This is a genomic window from Agrococcus sp. ARC_14, assembly GCF_022436485.1.
Taxonomy (GTDB): domain Bacteria; phylum Actinomycetota; class Actinomycetes; order Actinomycetales; family Microbacteriaceae; genus Agrococcus.
This window is the reverse complement of record NZ_JAKUDO010000001.1, coordinates 1,113,083-1,133,583: the sequence shown is the minus strand read 5'-3', so window position 1 is coordinate 1,133,583 and position 20,501 is coordinate 1,113,083. Positions and strand designations below refer to the sequence as shown.

Genomic DNA, 20,501 nt, shown 5'->3' with positions numbered 1-20,501 from the left:
CCCGCGCCCGCCGCGACCGCCGCGACCGCCGCGCGGGAAACCGGTACCGAATGGTCGCTTTCGGGCGCTCTCTGCGGCCATTCGGTACCGGTTTCCGGCTCGTGGGCAGCGGATGGGCATCGGCGGGCGCAGAGCGGGGTCAGCGGGCGGGCGGCAGCGGGTCAGCGGGCGAGGCGGCCCGGGGTCTACGGGCGGGGCGGCTGCGGTCAGCGGGCGGGCGGCCGCGGGTCGTCGGCGCGCAGCTCGTCGCGGCCCGGCGATGCAGCGGCGGCGCCCACCAGCCCCGTGACCAGGGCGACGAGCGCCGGCCGGTCGGGCTTGCGCATCCGCCCGCGTCTGGGCAGCGCGCCGATCGCGACGACGAGGTCGGGCAGCGCGCCGTGGTCGATGAGGCCGGGCAGCGCAGCGGCGACGCGACGGGCGAGCGGATGCGCGGGGTCGGCCGGGAGGTCCTCCGGCGCCCCATCGGGCACGATCGCGACGACGATGCGGTCGTCGCCGATCGCGTCGGGCACGCCGACCATGGCCGCGTCGGCGACGCCGGGCAGCGAGGCGATGATCGGCTCGTACAGTCCGACGTAGATGTTCTGCGTGCCGCGCAGCAGCATGTCCTTCTTGCGGCCGAGCAGCGTCAGGCGGTCGCCGTCGATCCTGGCGAGGTCGCCCGTGCGCACCGCGTCGAGCTGCTGCGGCAGCTCGTGCAGGTAGGCGCGGGCGAGTCCGGGGCCGGCGAGCACGAGCTCTCCGTCTTCGATGCGGGCGTCGACCGAGGACGCGATCGTGCCGACGTAGTCGCCGTCGCCTGAGGCGTGCAGCTTCTCGGCGCCGTCGGCGATCGCGACCGGCAGGATCTCGCTCATGCCGTAGACGCAGCGCACCCGCGCGTCGGGGAAGCGGGTGAGCGCGCGCTCGATGAGCGGCGGCAGCACCGGCGCGCCGCCGAGCGCGATGACGCGGAGCCTGGCGTCGTGCGCGGGCGCCGGCCGCTCGTCGAGCAGGCGCAGGATGGCGTCGAGCCCGGCGGGCGAGGCGAAGACGGTCTCCGCCGCGTCGAGCAGCGGCAGGTAGCGCTCCGGTGAGGCCGCGGGGTCGAGCCCGGCGGGCGGCAGCGTCCAGTGGCTGCCGGCGATGAGCGCCGGGATGCCGATCATGAGCTGGTCGGTGAGCACCGCCATGCCGGGCTCGAGACCGAGGCCCGAGCGGATGTCGGCGAGGCCGGCGCCGAGCGAGGCGAGCGTGTGCAGCACGGTCTTCGGAGTGCCCGTGGTGCCGGAGGTGAAGATGAGCAGCGCGTCTGCGGAGGGGTCGGCAGGCGGCAGCTGCCGAGCCGCCGTGCGCGCGAGCGCAGCGAGTCGCAGCGCACCACGGGGGGCGCCGGGCAGCCGCGGGCCGGTGACGATGTGGCGGGCGTCGGGGAGCAGCTCGCGGTAGGCGGGCAGGTCGATGCCGCGGCTGCGGGCGATGCGGCGCAGGCCAGGCGCCGAGACGAGGTGCAGGAGCGACTCGGCGGCCGTCCACTGCGGCTGCGCGAGCGCGAGCCTGGCGGCGAGCAGCTCTGGCCCCGCGCCCAGGTCGACGAACGCGATCTGCCCGCCGGCTCGGCAGACCGCGAGCGCCAGCACCACGGCGTCGATCGACGGCCGCACCGAGAACGCGACCCGATCGCCTGGCCGCATGCCCGCATCCGCAAGCCCTGCCGCGATCCGCTCGATGCGCGCCCCCAGCTGGCCGAAGGCGATCGTGCGGTCGCCGAAGGTGAGCGCAGGGCGCGGGGCGTGCTCACGGGTGGCGGCGAGGACGGCCTCGAGCATGCTCACGGGCGAGCCTCCAGCACGAGTCGGGCGTACCCGGGCAGCAGCTGATGCCGGGCGGGGGCGCGCTCCACGACGCGGATCGCACGACCGGCGGCCTCGACGCGGCGCAGGGCTGCGAGCGCCAACCGGATCTCGGCCATCGCGAGCGGCGCCCCGATGCAGAAGTGCGCGCCGGCGCCGAACCACAGCTGCTTGAGGCCGACGGCACGATCGGAGGCGGGGTCGAAGCCGCCCGCGGCGCGGTCGGCCGCGTAGGTGGCGATGATGATGCGATCGCCGGGCGCCACCGCGACCGGGCCGATCGAGCGCCGCGCGAGCGTGGAGCGCAGCATGACGGGCGTCGGCGTCGTCCAGCGCAGGCCCTCGGCGGTCGCACGCTCCGCCGCCTCGTCGTCGCTCGGCTCGCCCAGCGTGCCGCTGTCGGCGAGCAGCGCGACGATGCGCGGGATCGCCGCGGCGATCGTCTCGGTGCCCGTGAGCACGAAGGCGCCGACGGCCCCGAGCGCCTCATCCTCGCTGAGGCCGAGCCCGCGCAGTCGGCCCGGCACGGTCGACTCGTCGCCGCGGAAGGCTGCCGCCGCGTGCTCGCCGAGCGCGTCGAGCACGGCCCGTGCGCTGCGCACCTGCGCCGCGGTGAGCGTGGGCCTGCTGAGACGCACCATCCCGGTGATGCCGGCGATCTGGCGGAAGAGCCGGTCGTCGACGGCAGAGCGCTCGAGCCCGACGAGCAGCGCGATGGCCGCGCTCGCCGACTGCCGTGCATGCGCGGCCAGGTCGACGCGCTCGCCGGCCAGCAGCCGTCGCTCGAGCTCCGCAGCGCCTTCCCCGAGCGTCTCCTGCACGAGCGGCTCCACGAACGCCGGCGAGAAGATCGGCGCGAGCCTGCGGCGCAGCGAGCGATGATCCTCGCCGTGCATGTTCACGAGCACGCGGGCGCCCAGCACCGGCGTCCAGAGGTCGCTCGACGCGCCCTTCCCCTGCTTCGAGAAGCCCTCGCCATCGAGCAGCACCTGACGCACGAGCGCGGCGTCCTTCACGACCACGCCGAGCCCCGGCACCCGCCGCACGGGCCCGGGCACCGCCTGCACCAGCGGGAAGGCGATCGGGTGCACCGCGCGCATGAGCCTCGCATCGCGGCGCACCGCGAGCGCCAGTCGCTGCCGGCGATCGAGCGCGCTCATCGGATGTCCACGTGCTCCGGCCGGTAGGCGTGATCCTTGTACCAGAGCAGCGTGTTCTTGAGCCCCCACGCCTGCACCCGCCGCGAGGAGCCGCGCACGATCACGTCGTTGCGGCGCGCGTAGCTGCCCGTCAGCCGCCGCACCGCGTTCACGATCGCGCGATCCTCGTGCAGGTCCTCGATCGCCGTGCGCGGGAACCCGCCGCACGCCTCGTACATCGCCGCGGTGATCGCCATGTTGCAGCCGGCCGCCATGACATACGGGCCGAGGAACTCGGGGCCGTTGTTCGACGGCCGCACCACCCCGTAGGCATCCGCGACCCGCACCGCGCCGCGCAGCGCGGTGCGCGTGATCGGGCCGAGCCCCTCATCGAGGCGCGGCACGAGCAGACCGGCGACGAGCTCGAGGCCGAGCCCGCCATCGGACTTCGGCGACAGGGCATGGCGGATGCGCGCCGTCCAGTCGAGCCGCGGGAGGCAGTCGGCGTCGGTGCGGGCGAGCATCGTGGCGCCGGCGGCGATCGCGGCGCGCATCCCGGTGTCGGCGGCGGCGCCGGTGCCCTTCTGCGGCTCGTGGATCACGCGCCAGCGGTCGAGCCCGCGCGCGGCGGCGAAGGCCTCGATGACCTCGCGCGAGCCGTCGCTCGAGCCGTTGTCGACGAAGACCACGTCGATGTCGGCGTCGCGCTGCGCGGCGAGCTGCCGCAGGGTCGGGCCGATGCCTGCGGCCTCGTCGAAGACCGGCACGACGACCGCGAGCCTGCCCGGCGCGCTGCCGCTCACAGTCGCACCGCCGCGGCTCCCAGGCTGATGCCTCCGGCGAGCCCGACGAGCAGCACGAGGCTGCCTTCGCCGACCAGGCCGCGATCGAGCGCCTGCCGCAGCTGGACCGGCAGCGTCGCCGAGGCGAGGTTGCCGTGCTGCGCGACCGTGGGGAGGATCATCTCGACGCCGAGGCCGAGCCGGTCGGCGATGGGGCCCAGGTGCGGCTCGGCGACCTGGTGCATGAGCACGAGGTCGAGATCGGCGAGCGCGATGCCGTTGCGCTCCAGCAGCCCGGTCACCAGCTCGGGGCCGAGCGCCATGAACGCGCGCTGCAGCGCACGGCCGTCGATGTCGAAGTAGGTGGCATCGGGATCGCGCGGCCGCATCGAGCCGCCCATCGGGAGCGTGCCGATGCTCCAGTGGTGCGAGGCGGCGGAGAAGGCCAGGTCGACGATGCCGCGCTCGGCGCTCACGTCGGACGCCTCGAGGATGAGCGCGGCGCCGGCGTCGCTCATCGTGTAGCCGGGGAACGAGCGCACGAACTGGTGCCGGTCGGCCACCTGCCAGCGCACGGCGCTCGTCGGTGTCTCGCCGCTGGCGACGAGCACGCGTCGCGCCTGACCCGAGACGATGAGGCCGTGCGCGACCTGCACCGCGTTGAGCACCGAGTTGCAGGCGTTCTTGACGTCGAAGACGGGCACGCCGAGGCCGAGCTTGGCGCTCACGATGTGCGCGGTGGCGGGCTCGATGAGGTCCTGGCTCGCGCTCGAGAAGATGAGCAGGTCGACAGGCTCTGGCGAAGCCTCGATCGCCTGCCTCGCCGCGAGCACCGCGAGGTCAGATGCCTGCTCGCCCTCCTCACGCTCGTGCACCCGATCCACACCCGTCATGCGGCGGATCAGCCCGACCGGCAGCTCGACTCCCGGGTTGCCCTCGCGCAGTCGGCGCTCGGTCTCCTCCGTGGTGCGGATGCGTGGCGGCAGATGCGTGCCGACAGCGGCGATGGCGGAGGTGAGCGGCACGAGCGCGAGCGTAGCCCGCGTGCCGCACGCGCAGGCTGGGAGCGCGCCGGTCTCCCCCGGCGCGCTCAGGCGGCTGCGGGCGCGAGCGCGTCGAGCGCCCTGATCCGCTCCCCCGTCGCGCGACGCCTGGCGGCACGCACCCCGAGGTAGGCCGCGAGCAGACCCACGGCCGCGAACAACAGCAGCATCGCCACCGAACCACCCACGCCGCCGGTGCCGGCCGCGAGCGCCTGCAGCGCATCCACCGCGTGCGTCATCGGCAGGACGGGAGCGATCGCAGCGAAGCCCTCGCCCAGCACGGCGCGCGGCACGAGGCCGCCTGCTGCGACGGCCTGCAGCGCCAGCAGCACGATCGAGACGACCGCGCCCACCGGCCCCCACCAGGCGACGAGCGCCGTGTGCAGCAGCGTTGCGACGCCGGCGAACAGCAGCGCGACGCCGAACGTCGCGGGGATCGACGCCGCGGCGACACCGCCGATCGCATGCACGACGACCGTCGCGAGCACCGCCTGCAGGCCCACGATCCATGCCGAGCGGATGAGCAGCGTCGACAGCACGCGACCGTCGGACTCCGCGGATGCGAGCGTGCGGCGAGCACCGCGCAGCAGCACGAGCACGAGGGCCAGCGCGCCGAGCCACAGGCCGATCGGCACCGCGATCGCGGCGACCCTCGCCTCGCCGCTGGGCACGGCGTTCTGCTCCTCGAGGTCGAAGCCGATCGGATTCGTGGCCACGTCCGAGAGATCGGCAAGCTCGCCGTCGCTCAGCTGCGGCATCTGGGCGATGCCCTCCCGCAGGCCCGCACCCAGCTCGCTGCCGCCCTCGCCGAGCTGCACGGCACCGGTCTGCGCCGAGCGCGTGCCGGCCGCCAGCTGCACCGCGCCCGACTCGAGCTCGCCAAGACCCGCGGCGAGCTCGCCGGTGCCGTCGGCCAGCTGCTGCGCGCCCGTGACGGATGCGCCGAACTCGCCGTCGAGCTGCCCCAGCCCGCCTGCGAGCTGCGATGCACCGTCGCGCAGCGCGGGCGACCCCGCCGAGGCCTGCCCGGCGCCGTCCGCGAGCTGCGATGCGCCCTCGCGCAGGCCGGCGCCGCCGGCGATGAGCTCACCGGCGCCCGCCTCGAGCTGGCCGAGCCCGGCGGTGGCCTCGCCGAGGCCCGCAGCGAGCTGCCCTGCGATGTCCTGCTGGTCGAGCTGGTCGAGTCCGCCGGCGAGCTGCCTGGCAGCCGCGAGCGCCTGCGGGTCTGTCCCCGGGTCGGCCTCGAGCGCTGCGAGGAGCTGCGCCGCACCGGTGCTCGACGAGCCGATCGCGTCCTCGAGCTCGCCGATGCCGCCGGCTGCGACGGCCCCCTCGAGCCCTGCGCTGATCTGCGAGCTCGCCTGCTGCACGCCGCCGGCGAACTGATCGACACCCGCCGTGTACTGGTCGACGCCATCGCTCAGCTGCGCTGCGCCACCGGCGAGCTGGTCGACGCCGCCCGTGTACTGGTCGACGCCATCGGTCAGCGCAGCGCCGCCCTCGGCGAGCTGCCCGATGCCGGCGTGCGCCGTGCTGAGCCCGCTGGCGAGCTGCCCGCCACCGTCGGCCACCTGCGTCGCGCCGTCCTGCGCGGTGCCCGCGCCGTCGGCGAGCTGATCGATGCCGGTCGCGATCTCGCCCAGGCCCGAGCCGAGCTCCTCGCCGCCCGTGCCCAAGGCATCCGCGCCATCTGCCGCGGCGCCCAGCTGCTCGGCGATCGTGCCCATGCCGCCGTAGATGCCAGAGATGAAGCCGTTCGTGACCACATCGCCGAACGACGACATGACCGACTCGCCCATCTCGGTCGCGAGGCTCGTCGCAAGGCCGCTCGAGGTGGCGTCCGTGACGATGCGGATGCCCGCCTGCTGCGGCTCGTCGCCCTGCAGGCTCAGCACCCGCTCCGAGAAGTCTGCGGGGATGGTGACGGTCGCCTGCACCTCGCCGGCAGCGAGCGCGTCGGCGGCATCCTCATCGTTCAGGATCCGGAACGCGAACCCATCCGCGTCGTCGGCGACGAGGTCGGTGACCACCTGGCGGCCGGCGAACATGGTCGACTCGGTGCCGTCCTCGGCGGTCGTCGTGACCATCTCGTCGAGGTTGACGACCGCGGCGGGCACGTCGCGCTCGCCGTCGGCGGCGGGGCCGAACGACCAGGCGGCGAGCGCGGCGATCGCGAACGGCGTCGCGGCCGCGGCGGTCAGCGCGACGGCCTTCTTCAGCCCGGTGGAGGTGAACACTGCGGTCATCGGTCTGCTCCCGTGGTCGCGAGCTCCCCTGTGGGAGTCGCGTCGATGTCGAATGTGCTGCCCGCGGCGGCGGCCGCTGCGGCGGCCTCGGCGGCGGATGCGGCGTCGGCAGCCGCGCGGTCCTCCTCGGCCGCGTCGGCGGGCGCGAGGTCGAGCGCGGTGCGGCCGTGCGCCTCCGGCGCCGGCTCGCTGGTGACGATCGTGACGTCGTCTCCGCCCAGGCGCGCGGCGATCGCCGCGGCACCGTTGGGGGCTCCGGTCGCCGCATCGATCCAGATGAGGCTCGGGCCACGCTCGACCGCGATGCTCAGCAGCACGGCGGCGCGCTCGATCGGCGCGAGGCGCGACAGCGGCGCTGCCGCGTCGATCGCGATGCCCGCCGCAGCGCCCGCCCGCTCCACCAGCGCGGCTGCCCGCCGGTCGAGCACCGGCCCGACGGCGAACGGCGAGCGCAGCGCGAGGGCAGCACGGGCCGCCTGGTGCGCCGACTCCATGTGGCCATCCAGGTCGATGAGCGCGATGCGGTCACGCAGCGTGCCCGCGTCTCCCGGCAGCGCGGCACCGCCGAGGTGCGCGCGGCCCACAGCGCCGATGTCGCTCAGCAGCGCGTGCGCGAGCCGCTGCCGGTCGGCGAAGCCGCCGTCGAGGCGCACGACCGCGCCGCGCTGGGCCGTGATCGTCCAGGACGCGCTGCCCGGGGCGTCGTGCCCCAGCTCGGGGCGCAGGCGCTCGAGCGCGAGGTGACCGCCCGCATCCGCAACCCACGAGAGCGCGGTGCGGTGCCTGCCGAGACGCTCGCCCTCGACATCCATGTCGGGCAGCGCCCGGTCGAGCCACTTCGGCAGCCACCAGGCTCGCTCGCCCATGAGGGTCATGAGCGCGGGGATGAGCGTCATGCGCACGAGGAAGGCGTCGATCGCGACGCCGAACGCGAGGCCGAAGGCGATGGCCTTGATCATCGCCATGCCCTCTGGCACGAACGCGAAGAAGACGAAGAACATGATGAGCGCCGCCGCCGTGACGACGCGGGCGTTGGCCGCGAAGCCGTGCCGGACGGCGCTGCGGGCGTCATGCCCGTGCGCGTAGGCCTCGCGCATGCCGCTGACGAGGAACATCTGGTAGTCCATCGCGAGCCCGAACAGCACCGACATCGTCAGCACGGGCATGAACGACAGGATCGGCCCGGCCTCGAAGTGCAGCAGCTCTGCGCCCCAGCCCCACTGGAAGATCGCGACGGTCGCGCCGAACGCGGCGAGCACCGAGAGCACGAAGCCGAGCGCCGCCGTGAGCGGCACCAGGATCGAGCGGAAGACGAGCAGCAGGATGAGCACCGAGAGCGAGACGACCACGATGCCGAAGGGGATGAGCGCGTCGGCGAGCCGCTGGGACAGGTCGATCTGCACCGCCGTCATGCCGGTGACGGCCATCGGGGTGCCGTGCTCCTCCTCGATCTGCGGGGCGATGTCGCGCAGCGCGTGCACGACCTCGACGGTGACGGGATCGGCGGGGCCGGTCTCGGGGATCACCTGCACGATCGCGGTGTCGAGCGTCTCGTCGGGGAAGGCACCGGCGATGGTGGCGACGCCCGGCACCTGCTCGAGCTCGTCGGCGACCTCCTCGATGACGCCCATCACATCGGTCACCTGGGTGATGTCGAGCATCACGACGAGCGGGCCGGTGGTGCCGTCGCCGAAGGCGTCCTGCAGCACGTCGTTGGCGATCCGCTGCGTCGAGCCGGCCTCCTCGCGGCCGTTGTCGGGCAGCGCCAGCTGCAGCGAGGCCACCGGCAGCGCCGCGACCACGGTGACGGCGACGACGCCGAGGATCGCGAGCAGGGGCCGCTTCGACACCTGCGTCACCCAGCGCATGCCGAGCGTCGGCTGCACGTCGACGTCGCGCAGCGCCAGCCGGTGCGCGCGGCCGCCGGCCTTGGGCCGCAGTCGCTCGCCCGCGAGCGCCATGATCGCCGGCAGCAGCGTCGTGGCGGCCGCGATCGCGATCGCCACCGAGGCGGCGGCGCCGATGGCCATCACCGACAGGAAGGGGATGTTGACGATCAGCAGCCCGACGAGCGCGACGATCACGGTGATGCCGGCGAAGACGACGGCGGTGCCCGAGGTGCCGACCGCGAGCGAGCCCGATTCGATCACGCCCATGCCGCGGGCGAGCTGTGATCGGTGCCGAGAGAGGATGAAGAGCGCGTAGTCGATGCCGACCGCGAGCCCGATCATGAGCGCCATGAGCGGCGCCGAGTTCGACACGGTCACGAGCGCCGAGGCGCCCAGCACGCCGGCCATCGTGATGCCGACACCGACGAGCGCGATGAGCAGCGGCATGCCGGCCGCCAGCAGCGACCAGAACGTCACGAACAGCACGACGCCGGCGAACACCACGCCGAACACCTCGACGATCGTCACGCCGACCGACTGCGACTGGAAGACCTGACCCGCGAACTCGACCTGCAGCCCATCCGCACGCAGCGCATCCGCAGTCGCCACCACGTCGTCGAGCGTCGCGGGCCGCTCGCCGCCGGCGGGGTCGAACTGCACGAGCGTGTAGGCCACCGTGCCGTCGTCCGAGAGCTGGTCGCCCGCGAAGTCGCTCCACGGGTCGACCGACTGCGCGACGAAGCCGATGTCGGCGATCTCGGCCGCCTGCGCCTCGATCGCGTCACGGTGCGACTCGACGCCATCCTCCGCCTGGATGACGACCTGCACCGACGAGCCCGCCACCTGCGGGAAGACGCTGCCGAGGTGGTCGAGCGCCTCCTGCGACTCGGTGCCGGGGATGTCGAACGACTCCTGCATGTTGGGCCCGAGGGCCATGGCACCGCCGAGCACGCCGCCGAGGGCGACGATCCAGGCGATGATCACGAACCAGGCACGGCGCATGGATGCGGCGCCGACGCGGGAGAGCCAGGTGGCCATCAGACGTTCTCCTCAGGGGTGCAGAGCTCGATGAGCGTCTCGATGAAGATGTCGCGCATCTCGGCATGGCTGGGATGCTCCGGTGCGCTGTCGATCGGGTCGGCGAGGATGAACGCCACCCCGGCGAGGCCGATCGAGAGGCGCGTGAGCATGCGCGTGGTGGGCGCCTCTTCGACGAGCGTGCTGGCGATGCGGTCGACGATCGCCCTGCCGCGGTCGATCGCGGGCACGTCGTGCAGCGCGCCGCGCTGGGTGACGAAGATGGAGACCGCCGCCGAGTGCTGCATGAGCGTGTCGACGAAGCGCGTGACGAGTGCTGGGGCAGCGGCCGCCTTCTCTGCATGCAGCTCGGGCAGCGCCGCGACGAGCGTGCCGAGCGCGTCGATGGCCGGCTGCATCGCGGCCTCGAGCAGCGCCTCCTTCGAGTCGAAGTGGTAGAGCACCGACGACTTCGAGGTGCCGACATCGTCGGCGATCTGCTGGATCGAGCTGCCGAGGTAGCCGAAGCGAGCGAAGCGCTCGAGCGCGGCCTGGAGGATCTCGTCACGAGTGGTCACGTGACACCACTCTACTGACCGATCGGTCAGATGTCGACCGATCGGTCAGGATTCATGTCGGATGCGGGACGTCACGACCCGCAGTGTTCCAGCCCAGGTTCGCGCCGCTAAGTTGGAGGGGACGAGGAGGCGACATGCGGAAGTACCTGTTCAATGCGGGCGTCATCAGCGCGATCGCGAGCGGCATCGGTGTCGCGAAGGCGACCCGACAGGGCCCTCGCGACTGGCGGCTGGCCATGCTCTGGGCGAGCTGGGGCATCGGTGTCGCCCTCGCCTTCGGCGCAGTCAAGCAGCGCGAAGAGGCCATCCGGCAGGAGGAGCTCGAACGCGAGCTGCACAAGGCGGCCAAGCGCAAGTGAGCCGCTCGGCGCCCTGCACGACGGGCCGTGGGTGAACGACGTCGTCGTCATCGGCGACGCGCTCGTCGATGAGGTCGGCGGCGCGTCGATCGTCGGCGGCGCGGCGCTCAACGTCGCGGTCGGGCTGCTGCGGCTCGGCGTGCCCTCGCTGCTGATCGCCATGGTCGGCGACGACCCGGCCGGCACGCTCGTGCGCGAGCACTGCGCGGCGCACGGGGTGGAGCTGCTGGCGACGGCAGCGCCGCACGGCACTGCCGTCGCGAGCGCCGTGCGCGATGGCGACACCATGCGCTACGACTTCAACGCCGCCGGCACGCGGCGCTTCGTCGACCTGACCGGGCTCGAGCCCGTGCTCGAGGCCGCTCGCCTGGTGGTCGTCTCCTGCCTCGCGCTCGAGCATGACGCCCAGCTCGCGCCGCTGCTGGCGCTGTCGCGCTCGCGCGAGCGGCTGCTCATCGACCCCAACGCCCGGCCCGGCTACCTGCAGGCCGAGGGCGCACGGGAGCGCTTCGCCGCCGGGCTCGATCGGCTGGCGGCCCGCGCACTGCTCGTGAAGCTGAGCGACGAGGATGCCGAGCTCGTCTACGGCGAGGACGCCAGCGAGACCGCCTCCCGCTGGCTCGGCGCTGGCGCCGGCGCGGTGGCGATCACGCGCGGCCCGGACGGTGCCCGCATCGCGACCGCCCACGGCTGGGTCGACGCCCTCGTGCCGCAGCTCGCGGCGCCCGTCATCGACACCATCGGCGCCGGCGACAGCGTGCTCGCCTCCCTCACCGCATCCGTGACCCTTGGCGAGCATGCAGACGGATGGGCGGCCCCGCTCGAGCGCGCGATGGCCGTCGGCGCCGCCACCACGCGAGCCGCCGGAGGGCTGCTGCAGCTGCCGGGATGACGTGCAGGTGCCACCCTCGCCCAAGTGGCGCGGGTGGCGCGCCTAGCATGGTGCAATGGCGCTCAAGTCCCTGGATCAGTCCTCGAAGCTCAAGCACGTCCTCTACGAGATCCGCGGTCCGGTCGCCGCCGAGGCCGCGCGGCTCGAGGCCGAGGGACACCGGATCCTGAAGCTCAACATCGGCAACCCGGCGCCGTTCGGCTTCGAGACGCCCGACACCATCGTGCAGGACATGATCGCGAACCTGCCGCTCGCCGAGGGCTACTCCGACTCGAAGGGCATCCTCTCGGCTCGTCGCGCCGTCGTGACGCGCTACGAGGGCGTCGAGGGCTTCCCGCAGCTGACCGTCGACGACGTCTTCCTCGGCAACGGCGTCTCCGAGCTCATCACCATGACGATGCAGGCGCTGCTCGACTCGGGCGACGAGGTGCTCATCCCGGCGCCCGACTACCCCCTCTGGACCGCCATGACCTCGCTCGGCGGCGGCACCCCCATCCACTACCTGACGGATGAGGCGAACGGCTGGGCGCCGGACCTCGAGGATCTCGAGTCGAAGATCACCTCGCGCACGAAGGCGATCGTCGTCATCAACCCCAACAACCCGACCGGTGCCGTCTACACGCGCGAGTCCCTCGAGGGCATCGTCGCGCTCGCACGCAAGCACTCGCTGTTGATCCTCGCCGACGAGATCTATGACCGCATCCTCTACGACGACGCCGAGCACATCTCGATCGCGACGCTCGCGCCCGACCTGCTGACCTTGACCTACAACGGGCTCTCGAAGACCTACCGCGCCGCCGGCTTCCGCGCCGCGTGGCTCGCGATCACCGGGCCGAAGGATCACGCGGCGGGCTTCCTCGAGGGGCTGACGCTGCTCGCCTCGACGCGGCTGTGCCCGAACGTGCCCGCGCAGTACGGCATCCAGGTGGCGCTCGGCGGCCACCAGTCGATCGAGGAGCTCATCCTGCCGGGCGGGCGGCTGCTCGAGCAGCGCGACGCCGCGGTGCAGGGGCTGCGGCGCATCCCGGGCGTGAGCGTCGTGAACCCGAAGGGCGCGCTCTACGCGTTCCCGCGGCTCGATCCCGAGGTGCACGAGATCCGCGACGACCGGCAGTTCGCGCTCGACCTGCTGCGGCAGCAGAAGATCCTCGTCACCCACGGCACCGGCTTCAACTGGCCCTCGCCCGACCACTTCCGCATCGTGACGCTGCCCTGGAAGCGTGACCTGGAGGACGCGGTCGAGCGGATCGGCAACTTCCTGGCGTCGTACCGGCAGTAGCGTCGCCTACAGCGCTGCGCCGAGCTGCTCGTGCATGGGGCGTGCGAGCGCCTCGGTGTCGCGATGTGCGTCGGCCCACGGGTCGGGTGCGTCGAGTGCGCGTGTGAGCGCGCGCAGCCGCTTCGCATCCGAGCCGGCGAGCGACCCCAGTATCCCGTCCACCCCCTCGAGGCAGGCGAGCAGTGTGATCGCGACTGCGACATGGCGGTGCCGGTCGCGTGCGTCGCCCAAGAACGCGGCACCCTTCAGCACGAGCGCGCCGTGCAGGTTCGGCACGCTCATCACGATGGTCTTCCCTCCGACGCGCACCGCAGCGTCGACGGTCCTGCGCAGCGCTTGCGTCCCTCCGGCGATCCGGAACACCTCGCGTCCGCCATAGCGGGGCCGATGCGCGGGCGCGAGCCTGTCGGCGACCATCATGTCGACGACGTCCTGACCACGGGTGAAGCGATACGCGTGCTGCTGGGACTCGTCTGGCAGGTAGTCGATCGCACGCAGCCTGGCGGCCGCATCGACAAAGGTGATGACACCGGTCTCGAGGTGCAATGCCGCATCGACATCCGTCGTCGGGCGGGTGAGAGGCACGCCCGCTGCGATCGCATGCAGCTGCACCATCAGCCCGCCGACGAGTGTCCATGATCCTTCCGGCAAGGCATGTGCCATCTCGAATGCCTGGGGCCACGGACGCTTCCAGCCGCCCACCGGCTCCTGCACGACCACCGTCGGTCGGTCGGCGCTCACAGCGCCTCGATCTTCGAGCGCAGCCACCGTTCGGCGGCCGCGCTCTCTCGGGAGCCGCCGAAGGCGTAGAGGCCGAGCACCTCCACCACGCGTCCCTCGTCGTCGATCAGCAGCACGTCTCCCTCGCCGTCTGGAACGAGTCTCTGCTTGCGCGCGCCTGCCCTCGCATCGTTGCGTGCGCGAACCGCGATACCGCCGGTCGCGCTCAGGCCGAGCTCTGCGGCGAGTGCGCTGTCGAGCTCAAGGCGCTCTCCCACCGACCGCCAGAGGCTCAGCCGGCCCGACAGCAGGTGGTACGCGAGCTCGCTGACGCTGCCCGCTCGCAGCCTGGACTTCAACCGGCTGCGCTCGGAGCCGCCGATCAGAGCCGTGGAGCCGTGTTCGATCAGCTCCTTCGCCGCCAACCGGGTGCGGTCGCTCCATCGGCGACCCCGTGCGCGCATGCGCTGAGAGGCCATGATGGCGCGGTCCGATACTGCAGTGGCGCCGGCCACCTCGACCGCCACGACAACACCGCTGCTCACTGCGCGATCCATCTGCCGCCGGGAGATTCCGAGCCGGTCGGCGGCCTGAGCGACGGAGTGGAGCATGGCTTATATAGTCCCAATTCAGACTATTTATGTCAATGTCGCCCTGGCACTGGGCGCACGCGAGCATGAAGAAAGCCCGGCGCACCGCGCCGGGCTTTCTCTCTGTACACCTCCCCGGACTCGAACCGGGAACCGATTGATTAAGAGTCAACTGCTCTGCCAATTGAGCTAGAGGTGCATGGCTTCTCAGCCGAGGATCAAGAATAGCAGACGATCGCGGGCGACTGCGCACTGCTTGGATGGAGCGGATGACGCATCTCGAGCCCGGCATGACCGCCCCCGACTTCACGCTGCCCGACCAGGACGGCCGCCCCGTGACCCTCTCGGGGCTGCGCGGCCGCAAGGCGATCGTGTACTTCTACCCGCAAGCGCTCACGAGTGCCTGCCAGCAGCAGGCCTGCGACTTCCGCGACCGGCTGCCCGACCTCTCGGCGCACGGCTACGCCGTCCTCGGCATCTCCCGCGACCCGCTCGAGCGCCTCGCCCGGGCGCACGAGCAGGATGGCCTGACGTTTCCGCTGCTGAGCGACGAGGACCTCGCCGTGCACCGCGCGTGGGACACCTTCGGCGAGAAGAACAGCTACGGCCGTGTCGTCCTCGGCGTGCGACGCTCGACCTTCGTGCTCGACGAGCAGGGTGTCATCACGCACGCCTTCTACAACACGAAGGCGAAGGGGCACCTGGAGATGCTGCAGAAGCGGTTGGGGTTCTCGGGCTGACTCCGGTCTCGTGACGCCTGCGGTCCTGCGGACCGCGGGCTCCTCGACCTGCGGCTTGGGCGCGCGGCCATCGAAACCTGTGCGAGCTACGCGGACTCTGGGTTCAGCCAGAGGGTGACGCTCTTGCGAAGTACGAGCGCGAAGACCGTGACGCCGAGCGCAGCGAGGATGAGTGCGAGCCAGACCGGCCCCTCTCCCCCGTCGAACGTGCCGGCGGCGACGCCGATCTGCAGCACCTGCCATACGACGGCGGCCGCGCGCGTCCACGACTTGCCGTCGAGCATCCCCTTGCCTGCCTGCAGCAGGAAGAACGCCACGCCTGCCGCGAGGGCCGCGAGGAAGATGCCCCCAGCGATGTGCTCCGGCGGGTCTCCGAGCGCCGAGATCGCCGTCCAGACGGCGACGGCGAGCATGCCGAGCGCCTCCAGCAGCAGCAGTGCGCCGGCCCATGTGGCCGTCGCGGGACGGACCCTGGCGTGATCGCTCACAGAAGAAAACCCTTGCCTCTCGTGGGGGGGCTGTGGAAGCATGGAACGTCGGGCGGCACCGGTGCTGCGCCCTGAGACTTCTGCGCCGCGGATACCGCGAAGCGCGACTTCCCCCCTCCAATGTACAAGGAGCACATGTATGGATTGGCGTGATGACGCTGCCTGCCTCACGGTAGACCCCGAGCTGTTCTTCCCGGTCGGCAACACCGGGCCGGCGCTCGAGCAGATCGAGAAGGCGAAGGCCGTGTGCGCGACCTGCCCGGTCACCGAGATGTGCCTCCAGTACGCACTCGAGACGAACCAGGACTCGGGTGTCTGGGGAGGCTTGTCGGAGGACGAGCGCCGAGCGCTCAAGCGCCGCGCAGCGCGCGCCCGCCGCGCCGGCTGACACCACACGCATCCCAGCGGGGTCGCCTTCTGGCGGCCCCGCTGTCGTGTGCACGGGTGACCCCGCACGCCGCGATCAGACGATCTCGTCGTCCTCGCGGATGTACGACAGCGGCACCTTCACGGTGACCTCGGTGCCCTCGACGGCACGAGCTCCCCAGTCGATCGAGCCTGAGAGCTCGCCCGTCACCAGGGTCTTGACGATCTGCGTGCCGAGCCCCGAGCCGACACGGCCGGGCGGGAGCCCCGAGCCGTTGTCGCACACGCGCACCGTCAGCCAGGCGTCGTCGCGCGCGGCAGTGATGCGCACGAGACCGTCCTGGCGGCCCGCGAGTCCGTGCTCGACCGCGTTCGTCACGAGCTCCGTGAGCGCGAGCGCGAGCGGGGTCGCGTAGCCGCTCGGCAGCACCCCGAACGAGCCCTGGCGCTCGGTGCGCACCTTCGCGCCGTGGATCGAGGCGAGCTCGCTCGTGAGCTTCATCGAGCGGTCGAAGACCTGATCGAAGTCGACCGACTGGCTCAGCCCCTCCGAGAGGGTGTCGTGGACGACGGCGATCGACGAGACGCGGCGCTCGGCGTTCTGCAGGGCGGTGCGCGACTCCTCGCTCTTGGAGCGTCGGGACTGGATGCGCAGCAGTGCAGCGACGGTCTGCAGGTTGTTCTTCACGCGGTGGTGGATCTCGCGGATCGTCGCGTCCTTGGTGATGAGCGTCTGCTCCTGCGCGCGCAGGTCGGTGACGTCGCGCACGAGCACGAAGGCGCCGAGCCGTGACGAGCGCTGCCGCAGCGGCACGGCTCGCAGCGTGAGCGTGACCAGTCGCGTCTCGATGTCGGTGCGCCACGGCGCCCTGCCTGTGACGACCAGCGGCAGGGCTTCGTCGACCTCGTGCGACTCGTCGATGAGGTCGGTCGTGACCTCGGCGAGCGACTCGCCCTCGAGCTCGCCGCGGAAGCCGAGGCGGGTGAAGGCCGAGAGCGCGTTGGGACTCGCGAAGGTGACCGTGCCCGCATGGTCGAGCCTGATGAGGCCGTCGGATGCGCGGGCCGCGCCCCGGCGGGGAACGGACGGAGCCGCCTGGTCGGGGAAGTCGCCGTCGGCGATCATCCGGAACAGCTCGTCGGCGCACTCCTTGAAGGTGCGCTCCAGGCGACCAGCGCTGCGCGTGTCTGCGTGGTTCGCGTGCCGCGTGATGACGGCGATGGGCTGCCGCACGAGCGCGGTCGAGGGCTCGACCTCTCGGCGCCGCACCGGGATGGCGCGCACCTTGGCGTCGGACTCGACGCCCCACTCGGGCGAGTCGGCATCGAGCGTGACGCCCTCTTCGAAGGCGCGGCCGACCTGCTCGCGCCAGGCGTTCCGCACCGGCTGGCCCACGATGTCGCGGTAGAAGAGCGTCGCAGCGCCTGCTGGTCGTGCGTGCTGCACGGCGATGTAGCCATCGTCGTCGCCGGTCGCGAGCCACAGCACGATGTCGCCGATGGCGAGGTCGGCGAGCAGCTGGAAGTCGGCGACCAGCCGATGGAGCCAGTGCACATCGTGGTCATTCAGCACGCCGTAGCGCTCGGCGATCGACGTCAGGCTCGTCACCAGATCAGCGTAGCGCGGGCAGCCATCGGCGCTTGGGCCGCTCGGCTGCGCGCAGCGATGCTCGGCTCGCCGGGGCCGCGGCCGGGACGAGGCCGGTCGCGAGCTCCTGCACGCGCCGTCGCAGCCGCGAGCGGCCCGCGACATCGACGAGCGGCCGCCCTTCGAGCAGCGCTGCGTCGGCGGCCCGGGCGTCGAACGGCCAGCAGGCCTCTGGCGTGACGGCGGCGAGCCTGCGCAGGGTCTCCTGGACGGCCCGCTCCGGCGCGATGCCGATCGCGGCGGCGCGCACCTTGTTCACGACCACGCGCACGCTCGCCTGCGGCACGAGCTCGCGCAGCTCTGGCAGTGCGCGCACGAGCCTGGCGATGCCGACGGCGTCGCCGCCCGCGATCACGACCACCTCGTCGGCCGCCTCGAGCGCCGCGAGCGTCGCCGCGTGCCTGCGCGGGGCGAACAGGTCGCTCGAGATCTCCTCGTCGCGTTCGAGGCTGGCTGCGACATCGACGACGGTCGTGTCGGCCCAGTCGCGGCAGCGGTCGAGCACCTCGGCGACCCGGTCGCCACCCAGCTCTGGCCAGCGGCTTGCTCGGCCGATGCCCGTCAGCACCCGCACCGTGCCGCCCATGGTCGGCACTTGCTGGCTGATGCGATCGAGCTCGTCGACGGTCAGGCTCCCGGCCCTGGCGAGCCGCGCCGCGGCCGCGAACCCCGGCGACTCGTCGAGCAGGCCGAGCGCGGGCGCGATCGAGGCGCTGGTCGTGTCGGCGTCCACGAGCGCGACCCGCTGCCCGAGGAGCACGAGCTCCGCGGCGAGTGCGATGGCCGCGGTCGAGCGACCGGGAGCGCCGGCCGGACCCCAGACCGTGACGACGCGCCCGCGCGCGTGCGCGGGCTCGCCCGCCGCATCCGCCGACGGTCGTGCCTGCGCCTCGATGCCCGCGAAGCCGTCGCTCCAGGCGACCGCATCGACGCCGAGCGCCTGGGCCCTGGCGCGCTCGGCCGCGTCGTCGGCGAGCGCCAGCAGTCGCATCCCGCGCTCGTCGCAGGTGTGCACGAGGTCGCGACTGACGTGCCGCTCGTCGGCGACGACGAGCACGAGGTCGATGGGCGGATCGGCATCGACCGGCCGGGCGGCGAGCCGCTCGATGAGGTCGGCGGCGGTCGCAGCGCGGATCGCGACGCGGTGGCCGTGGCGGGCCGCCTCGCGGACGATCGCATCCTCTCGCTCGAGCGGCGCGGAGACCGCGATGCCGATCACGGTGCGGCCTCTGCAGGCTGCGCGAGCGGCACGACGCTCAGCACGTGCTCGTTCGACATCGCCGCCAGCAGCAGCGACGTCTCGGCGCTCGGCACCAGCAGCTCGAGCTGCTGGGCGGAGGAGGCGAGGATGCCCTCGTCCTCGACGACGCCCACCACGATCGCCTCGTCGACGAGCACCGCAGGCGCCTCGAAGCCCTCCTCGGTCGGTGCCGCCGTCCAGACGTCGACGAGCGAGCCCGCGCGCACCGAGCTCGGCAGCGCGCCTTGGAGGTCGATGACGACAGCGGCGCGATCCTCGCTCGCTGCCGCCCCCAGCGCGCGGAGCGGCAGCACCTCGCCCTCGCCGACCGTCGAAGCGACGACCATGCCCACGGGGTCGGCCGACGCATCCAGGTATCGATCCTGCGACTGCGGCAGGCGTACATCGACCTGCTGCACGTCGCCGACCGCGACGATGTCGCCGGGCAGCAGCGTGCGGGTGGCGGCCCAGGCGGTCTCGGTGCGCGCGGACTGCTGCACCACGAACCACACGCCGGCGAGCGAGGCGATGACGAGGACGACCCCGATCACGAGCCTCGGATCCATCCATGTGCGGCGTGCAGCCATGACTCCTCCTCGTCGACGGACTCAACCTGGCAGGTCGCGGCGACACGTCGCTGAAGTTCTCCACAGCCTCCGCTCGTGCCAGCCCGGACTGGCCCACAATGGGGCCATGTCGATGGAACCCCGACGCTTCCTCGCGGTCGCCGATGTCGCCGACGTGCTCGGCACGACGCCGAACGCCATCGTCGAGCTGCTCGAGGCCGGCGAGCTGCGCGGCGTGCGCGTGCGCGGCGCGTGGCGGGTCGCAGACGACGAGGTGCAGGCCTGGATCGATCGCGAGCTCGAGGTGGAGCGCCGCCGCGGGCTGTGGCGGCAGGCGCAGTCGGCAAGCATCGCCGACCTGTTCGGCGACCGCTGAGGCGAGGTCCGCAGCGCGGCACCGACGGCCGCGTTCGCGTCAGGGCAGCCGCACCCAGTCGAACGCAGCGAACGGCACGACGCGCCACGAGCGCACCGCTCCCCGTCGCGGCCGCTCCCCGGGCTCGTGCACGGCGAGGTCGAGGTGGTCGCGGCCGACGCGATCGATCGTGCCGGCGACCGGCATCGGGCCCTCGAGGATGACGGACGCGCGCCGTCGCGCGAGATCGCGCAGCGCGAACGCGAAGCTCAGCCGCGCCTGCAGGTCGCCGGCCTCCTTCGCCGGCAGCACGGATGCGGCGGCGCCATCGCCGTCGAGCTCGATGCCGACGATCGCGTGCAGCGGCACGATCGCGCCTGTCTCTGCCGGTGCGCCCTCGAGCACGAGGCCATTGAGCCAGTCGCGCCCGAGCGCCATGCGCTGCAGCCGCAGCCGGCTGCCGGCGCGCAGCGTCAGGTCGAGCAGTCGAGGTGCCGCGGCGATGCGATCGCGCAGCTCGAGCCTGCCGATGCGGAAGCGCTCCTCCTCGCCCGCCAGGTCGCGCTGCTCGGCGCCCAGCTCGGCCTCGAGCTGGCTCTCCAGGTCGTCGAACAGATCCTCGAAGCGCACGCGGGCGAATCTAACCGCCACCGGCAGAGCTGCGTGCAGAGTTCTCCACAGGGCAGAAGTCCCCATCCCGCGGCCCGCGCCGGACCGACTACCTTCTCC

The 20,501-nt window shown here is 72.7% G+C and carries 20 protein-coding genes and 1 tRNA gene; 6 read left to right on the top strand and 15 right to left on the bottom strand.

The genetic code is table 11. From position 1 onward, the window contains the following. Nucleotides 1-206 precede the first annotated feature (206 nt). From MKD51_RS05650 to MKD51_RS05620, 7 genes are all read right to left on the bottom strand, one after another. On the bottom strand, nucleotides 207-1,811 hold the full coding sequence (locus tag MKD51_RS05650; RefSeq protein ID WP_240240845.1) for a class I adenylate-forming enzyme family protein: 1,605 nt from the start codon (nucleotides 1,809-1,811) through the stop codon (nucleotides 207-209). A gap of 2 nt (nucleotides 1,812-1,813) precedes the next feature. Further along, entirely contained in the window at nucleotides 1,814-2,995 is a 1,182-nt protein-coding gene (locus MKD51_RS05645) for a cytochrome P450 (protein ID WP_240239073.1), read from the bottom strand. Next, entirely contained in the window at nucleotides 2,992-3,777 is a 786-nt protein-coding gene (locus tag MKD51_RS05640; protein ID WP_240239071.1) for a glycosyltransferase family 2 protein, read from the bottom strand. The genes MKD51_RS05645 and MKD51_RS05640 overlap by 4 nt, the downstream gene beginning before the upstream one ends. Continuing rightward, nucleotides 3,774-4,781 carry a ketoacyl-ACP synthase III gene (locus MKD51_RS05635; RefSeq protein ID WP_240239069.1) on the bottom strand — a complete coding sequence of 336 codons (1,008 nt, stop codon included), beginning with the start codon at nucleotides 4,779-4,781 and terminating at the stop codon, nucleotides 3,774-3,776. Before MKD51_RS05635 ends, MKD51_RS05640 begins: the two co-directional genes overlap by 4 nt. Nucleotides 4,782-4,846: 65 nt before the next feature. Further along, nucleotides 4,847-7,045 carry a YhgE/Pip family protein gene (locus MKD51_RS05630; protein WP_240239067.1) on the bottom strand — a complete coding sequence of 733 codons (2,199 nt, stop codon included), beginning with the start codon at nucleotides 7,043-7,045 and terminating at the stop codon, nucleotides 4,847-4,849. Beyond that, the gene (locus tag MKD51_RS05625; protein ID WP_240239065.1) at nucleotides 7,042-9,972 is read right to left on the bottom strand and encodes an MMPL family transporter; all 2,931 of its coding nucleotides are present in this window, start codon (nucleotides 9,970-9,972) and stop codon (nucleotides 7,042-7,044) included. The genes MKD51_RS05630 and MKD51_RS05625 overlap by 4 nt, the downstream gene beginning before the upstream one ends. Beyond that, nucleotides 9,972-10,529, bottom strand: coding sequence for a TetR family transcriptional regulator (locus MKD51_RS05620; protein ID WP_240239063.1), 558 nt, complete (start codon nucleotides 10,527-10,529; stop codon nucleotides 9,972-9,974). Before MKD51_RS05620 ends, MKD51_RS05625 begins: the two co-directional genes overlap by 1 nt. 134 nt (nucleotides 10,530-10,663) lie before the next feature. Here MKD51_RS05620 and MKD51_RS05615 point away from each other — a divergent pair, with 134 nt between their 5' ends. Genes MKD51_RS05615 through MKD51_RS05605 form a run of 3 tightly spaced genes read left to right on the top strand, consistent with a single transcriptional unit; the run spans nucleotide 10,664 to nucleotide 13,059 of the window. Continuing rightward, nucleotides 10,664-10,888, top strand: a complete 225-nt coding sequence (locus tag MKD51_RS05615; protein WP_240239061.1) for a hypothetical protein — start codon at nucleotides 10,664-10,666, stop codon at nucleotides 10,886-10,888. A 31-nt stretch (nucleotides 10,889-10,919) separates the two neighbouring features. Then, nucleotides 10,920-11,780: a PfkB family carbohydrate kinase gene (locus MKD51_RS05610; RefSeq protein WP_240239059.1), complete on the top strand. Its 861-nt coding sequence runs from the start codon at nucleotides 10,920-10,922 to the stop codon at nucleotides 11,778-11,780. A 55-nt stretch (nucleotides 11,781-11,835) separates the two neighbouring features. Continuing rightward, nucleotides 11,836-13,059 carry a pyridoxal phosphate-dependent aminotransferase gene (locus MKD51_RS05605; RefSeq protein WP_240239058.1) on the top strand — a complete coding sequence of 408 codons (1,224 nt, stop codon included), beginning with the start codon at nucleotides 11,836-11,838 and terminating at the stop codon, nucleotides 13,057-13,059. Nucleotides 13,060-13,065: 6 nt separating this feature from the next. Here MKD51_RS05605 and MKD51_RS05600 read toward each other — a convergent pair whose 3' ends face one another. The 3 genes from MKD51_RS05600 to MKD51_RS05590 all read right to left on the bottom strand — a co-directional run bounded on the left by MKD51_RS05600 (nucleotide 13,066) and on the right by MKD51_RS05590 (nucleotide 14,568). Continuing rightward, nucleotides 13,066-13,800: a hypothetical protein gene (locus tag MKD51_RS05600; protein ID WP_240239056.1), complete on the bottom strand. Its 735-nt coding sequence runs from the start codon at nucleotides 13,798-13,800 to the stop codon at nucleotides 13,066-13,068. Next, complete coding sequence (locus tag MKD51_RS05595; protein WP_240239054.1) at nucleotides 13,797-14,324, bottom strand: hypothetical protein; 528 nt, start codon at nucleotides 14,322-14,324, stop codon at nucleotides 13,797-13,799. Before MKD51_RS05595 ends, MKD51_RS05600 begins: the two co-directional genes overlap by 4 nt. Nucleotides 14,325-14,495: 171 nt before the next feature. Further along, nucleotides 14,496-14,568: transfer RNA gene (locus MKD51_RS05590), tRNA-Lys, on the bottom strand. 70 nt (nucleotides 14,569-14,638) lie between these two features. Here MKD51_RS05590 and bcp point away from each other — a divergent pair. Beyond that, nucleotides 14,639-15,109, top strand: a complete 471-nt coding sequence (gene bcp / locus MKD51_RS05585; protein WP_240239052.1) for a thioredoxin-dependent thiol peroxidase — start codon at nucleotides 14,639-14,641, stop codon at nucleotides 15,107-15,109. A gap of 86 nt (nucleotides 15,110-15,195) precedes the next feature. Here bcp and MKD51_RS05580 read toward each other — a convergent pair whose 3' ends face one another. Next, complete coding sequence (locus MKD51_RS05580; RefSeq protein WP_240239050.1) at nucleotides 15,196-15,597, bottom strand: hypothetical protein; 402 nt, start codon at nucleotides 15,595-15,597, stop codon at nucleotides 15,196-15,198. Between the two features lie 139 nt (nucleotides 15,598-15,736). On the opposite strand from MKD51_RS05580, the gene MKD51_RS05575 reads away from it, so the two are divergent. Next, nucleotides 15,737-15,985, top strand: a complete 249-nt coding sequence (locus tag MKD51_RS05575) for a WhiB family transcriptional regulator (RefSeq protein WP_072314150.1) — start codon at nucleotides 15,737-15,739, stop codon at nucleotides 15,983-15,985. A gap of 75 nt (nucleotides 15,986-16,060) precedes the next feature. On the opposite strand, the gene MKD51_RS05570 is transcribed toward MKD51_RS05575, so the two are convergent. From MKD51_RS05570 to MKD51_RS05560, 3 genes are read right to left on the bottom strand one after another with little or no spacing between them, the layout of a single operon-like run. Then, nucleotides 16,061-17,572 carry a PAS domain-containing sensor histidine kinase gene (locus MKD51_RS05570; protein ID WP_240239048.1) on the bottom strand — a complete coding sequence of 504 codons (1,512 nt, stop codon included), beginning with the start codon at nucleotides 17,570-17,572 and terminating at the stop codon, nucleotides 16,061-16,063. A 4-nt stretch (nucleotides 17,573-17,576) separates the two neighbouring features. Beyond that, entirely contained in the window at nucleotides 17,577-18,830 is a 1,254-nt protein-coding gene (locus MKD51_RS05565; protein WP_240239046.1) for a regulator, read from the bottom strand. Next, nucleotides 18,827-19,438, bottom strand: a complete 612-nt coding sequence (locus MKD51_RS05560; RefSeq protein ID WP_240239044.1) for a hypothetical protein — start codon at nucleotides 19,436-19,438, stop codon at nucleotides 18,827-18,829. The genes MKD51_RS05565 and MKD51_RS05560 overlap by 4 nt, the downstream gene beginning before the upstream one ends. 106 nt (nucleotides 19,439-19,544) lie before the next feature. Between MKD51_RS05560 and MKD51_RS05555 the strand changes: the two genes are divergently transcribed. Further along, complete coding sequence (locus MKD51_RS05555; RefSeq protein ID WP_240239042.1) at nucleotides 19,545-19,793, top strand: helix-turn-helix domain-containing protein; 249 nt, start codon at nucleotides 19,545-19,547, stop codon at nucleotides 19,791-19,793. A 39-nt stretch (nucleotides 19,794-19,832) separates the two neighbouring features. Here the strand turns inward: MKD51_RS05555 and MKD51_RS05550 are convergent, their stop codons facing one another. After that, nucleotides 19,833-20,402: a hypothetical protein gene (locus tag MKD51_RS05550; RefSeq protein WP_240239040.1), complete on the bottom strand. Its 570-nt coding sequence runs from the start codon at nucleotides 20,400-20,402 to the stop codon at nucleotides 19,833-19,835. Between the last annotated feature and the right edge of the window lie 99 nt (nucleotides 20,403-20,501).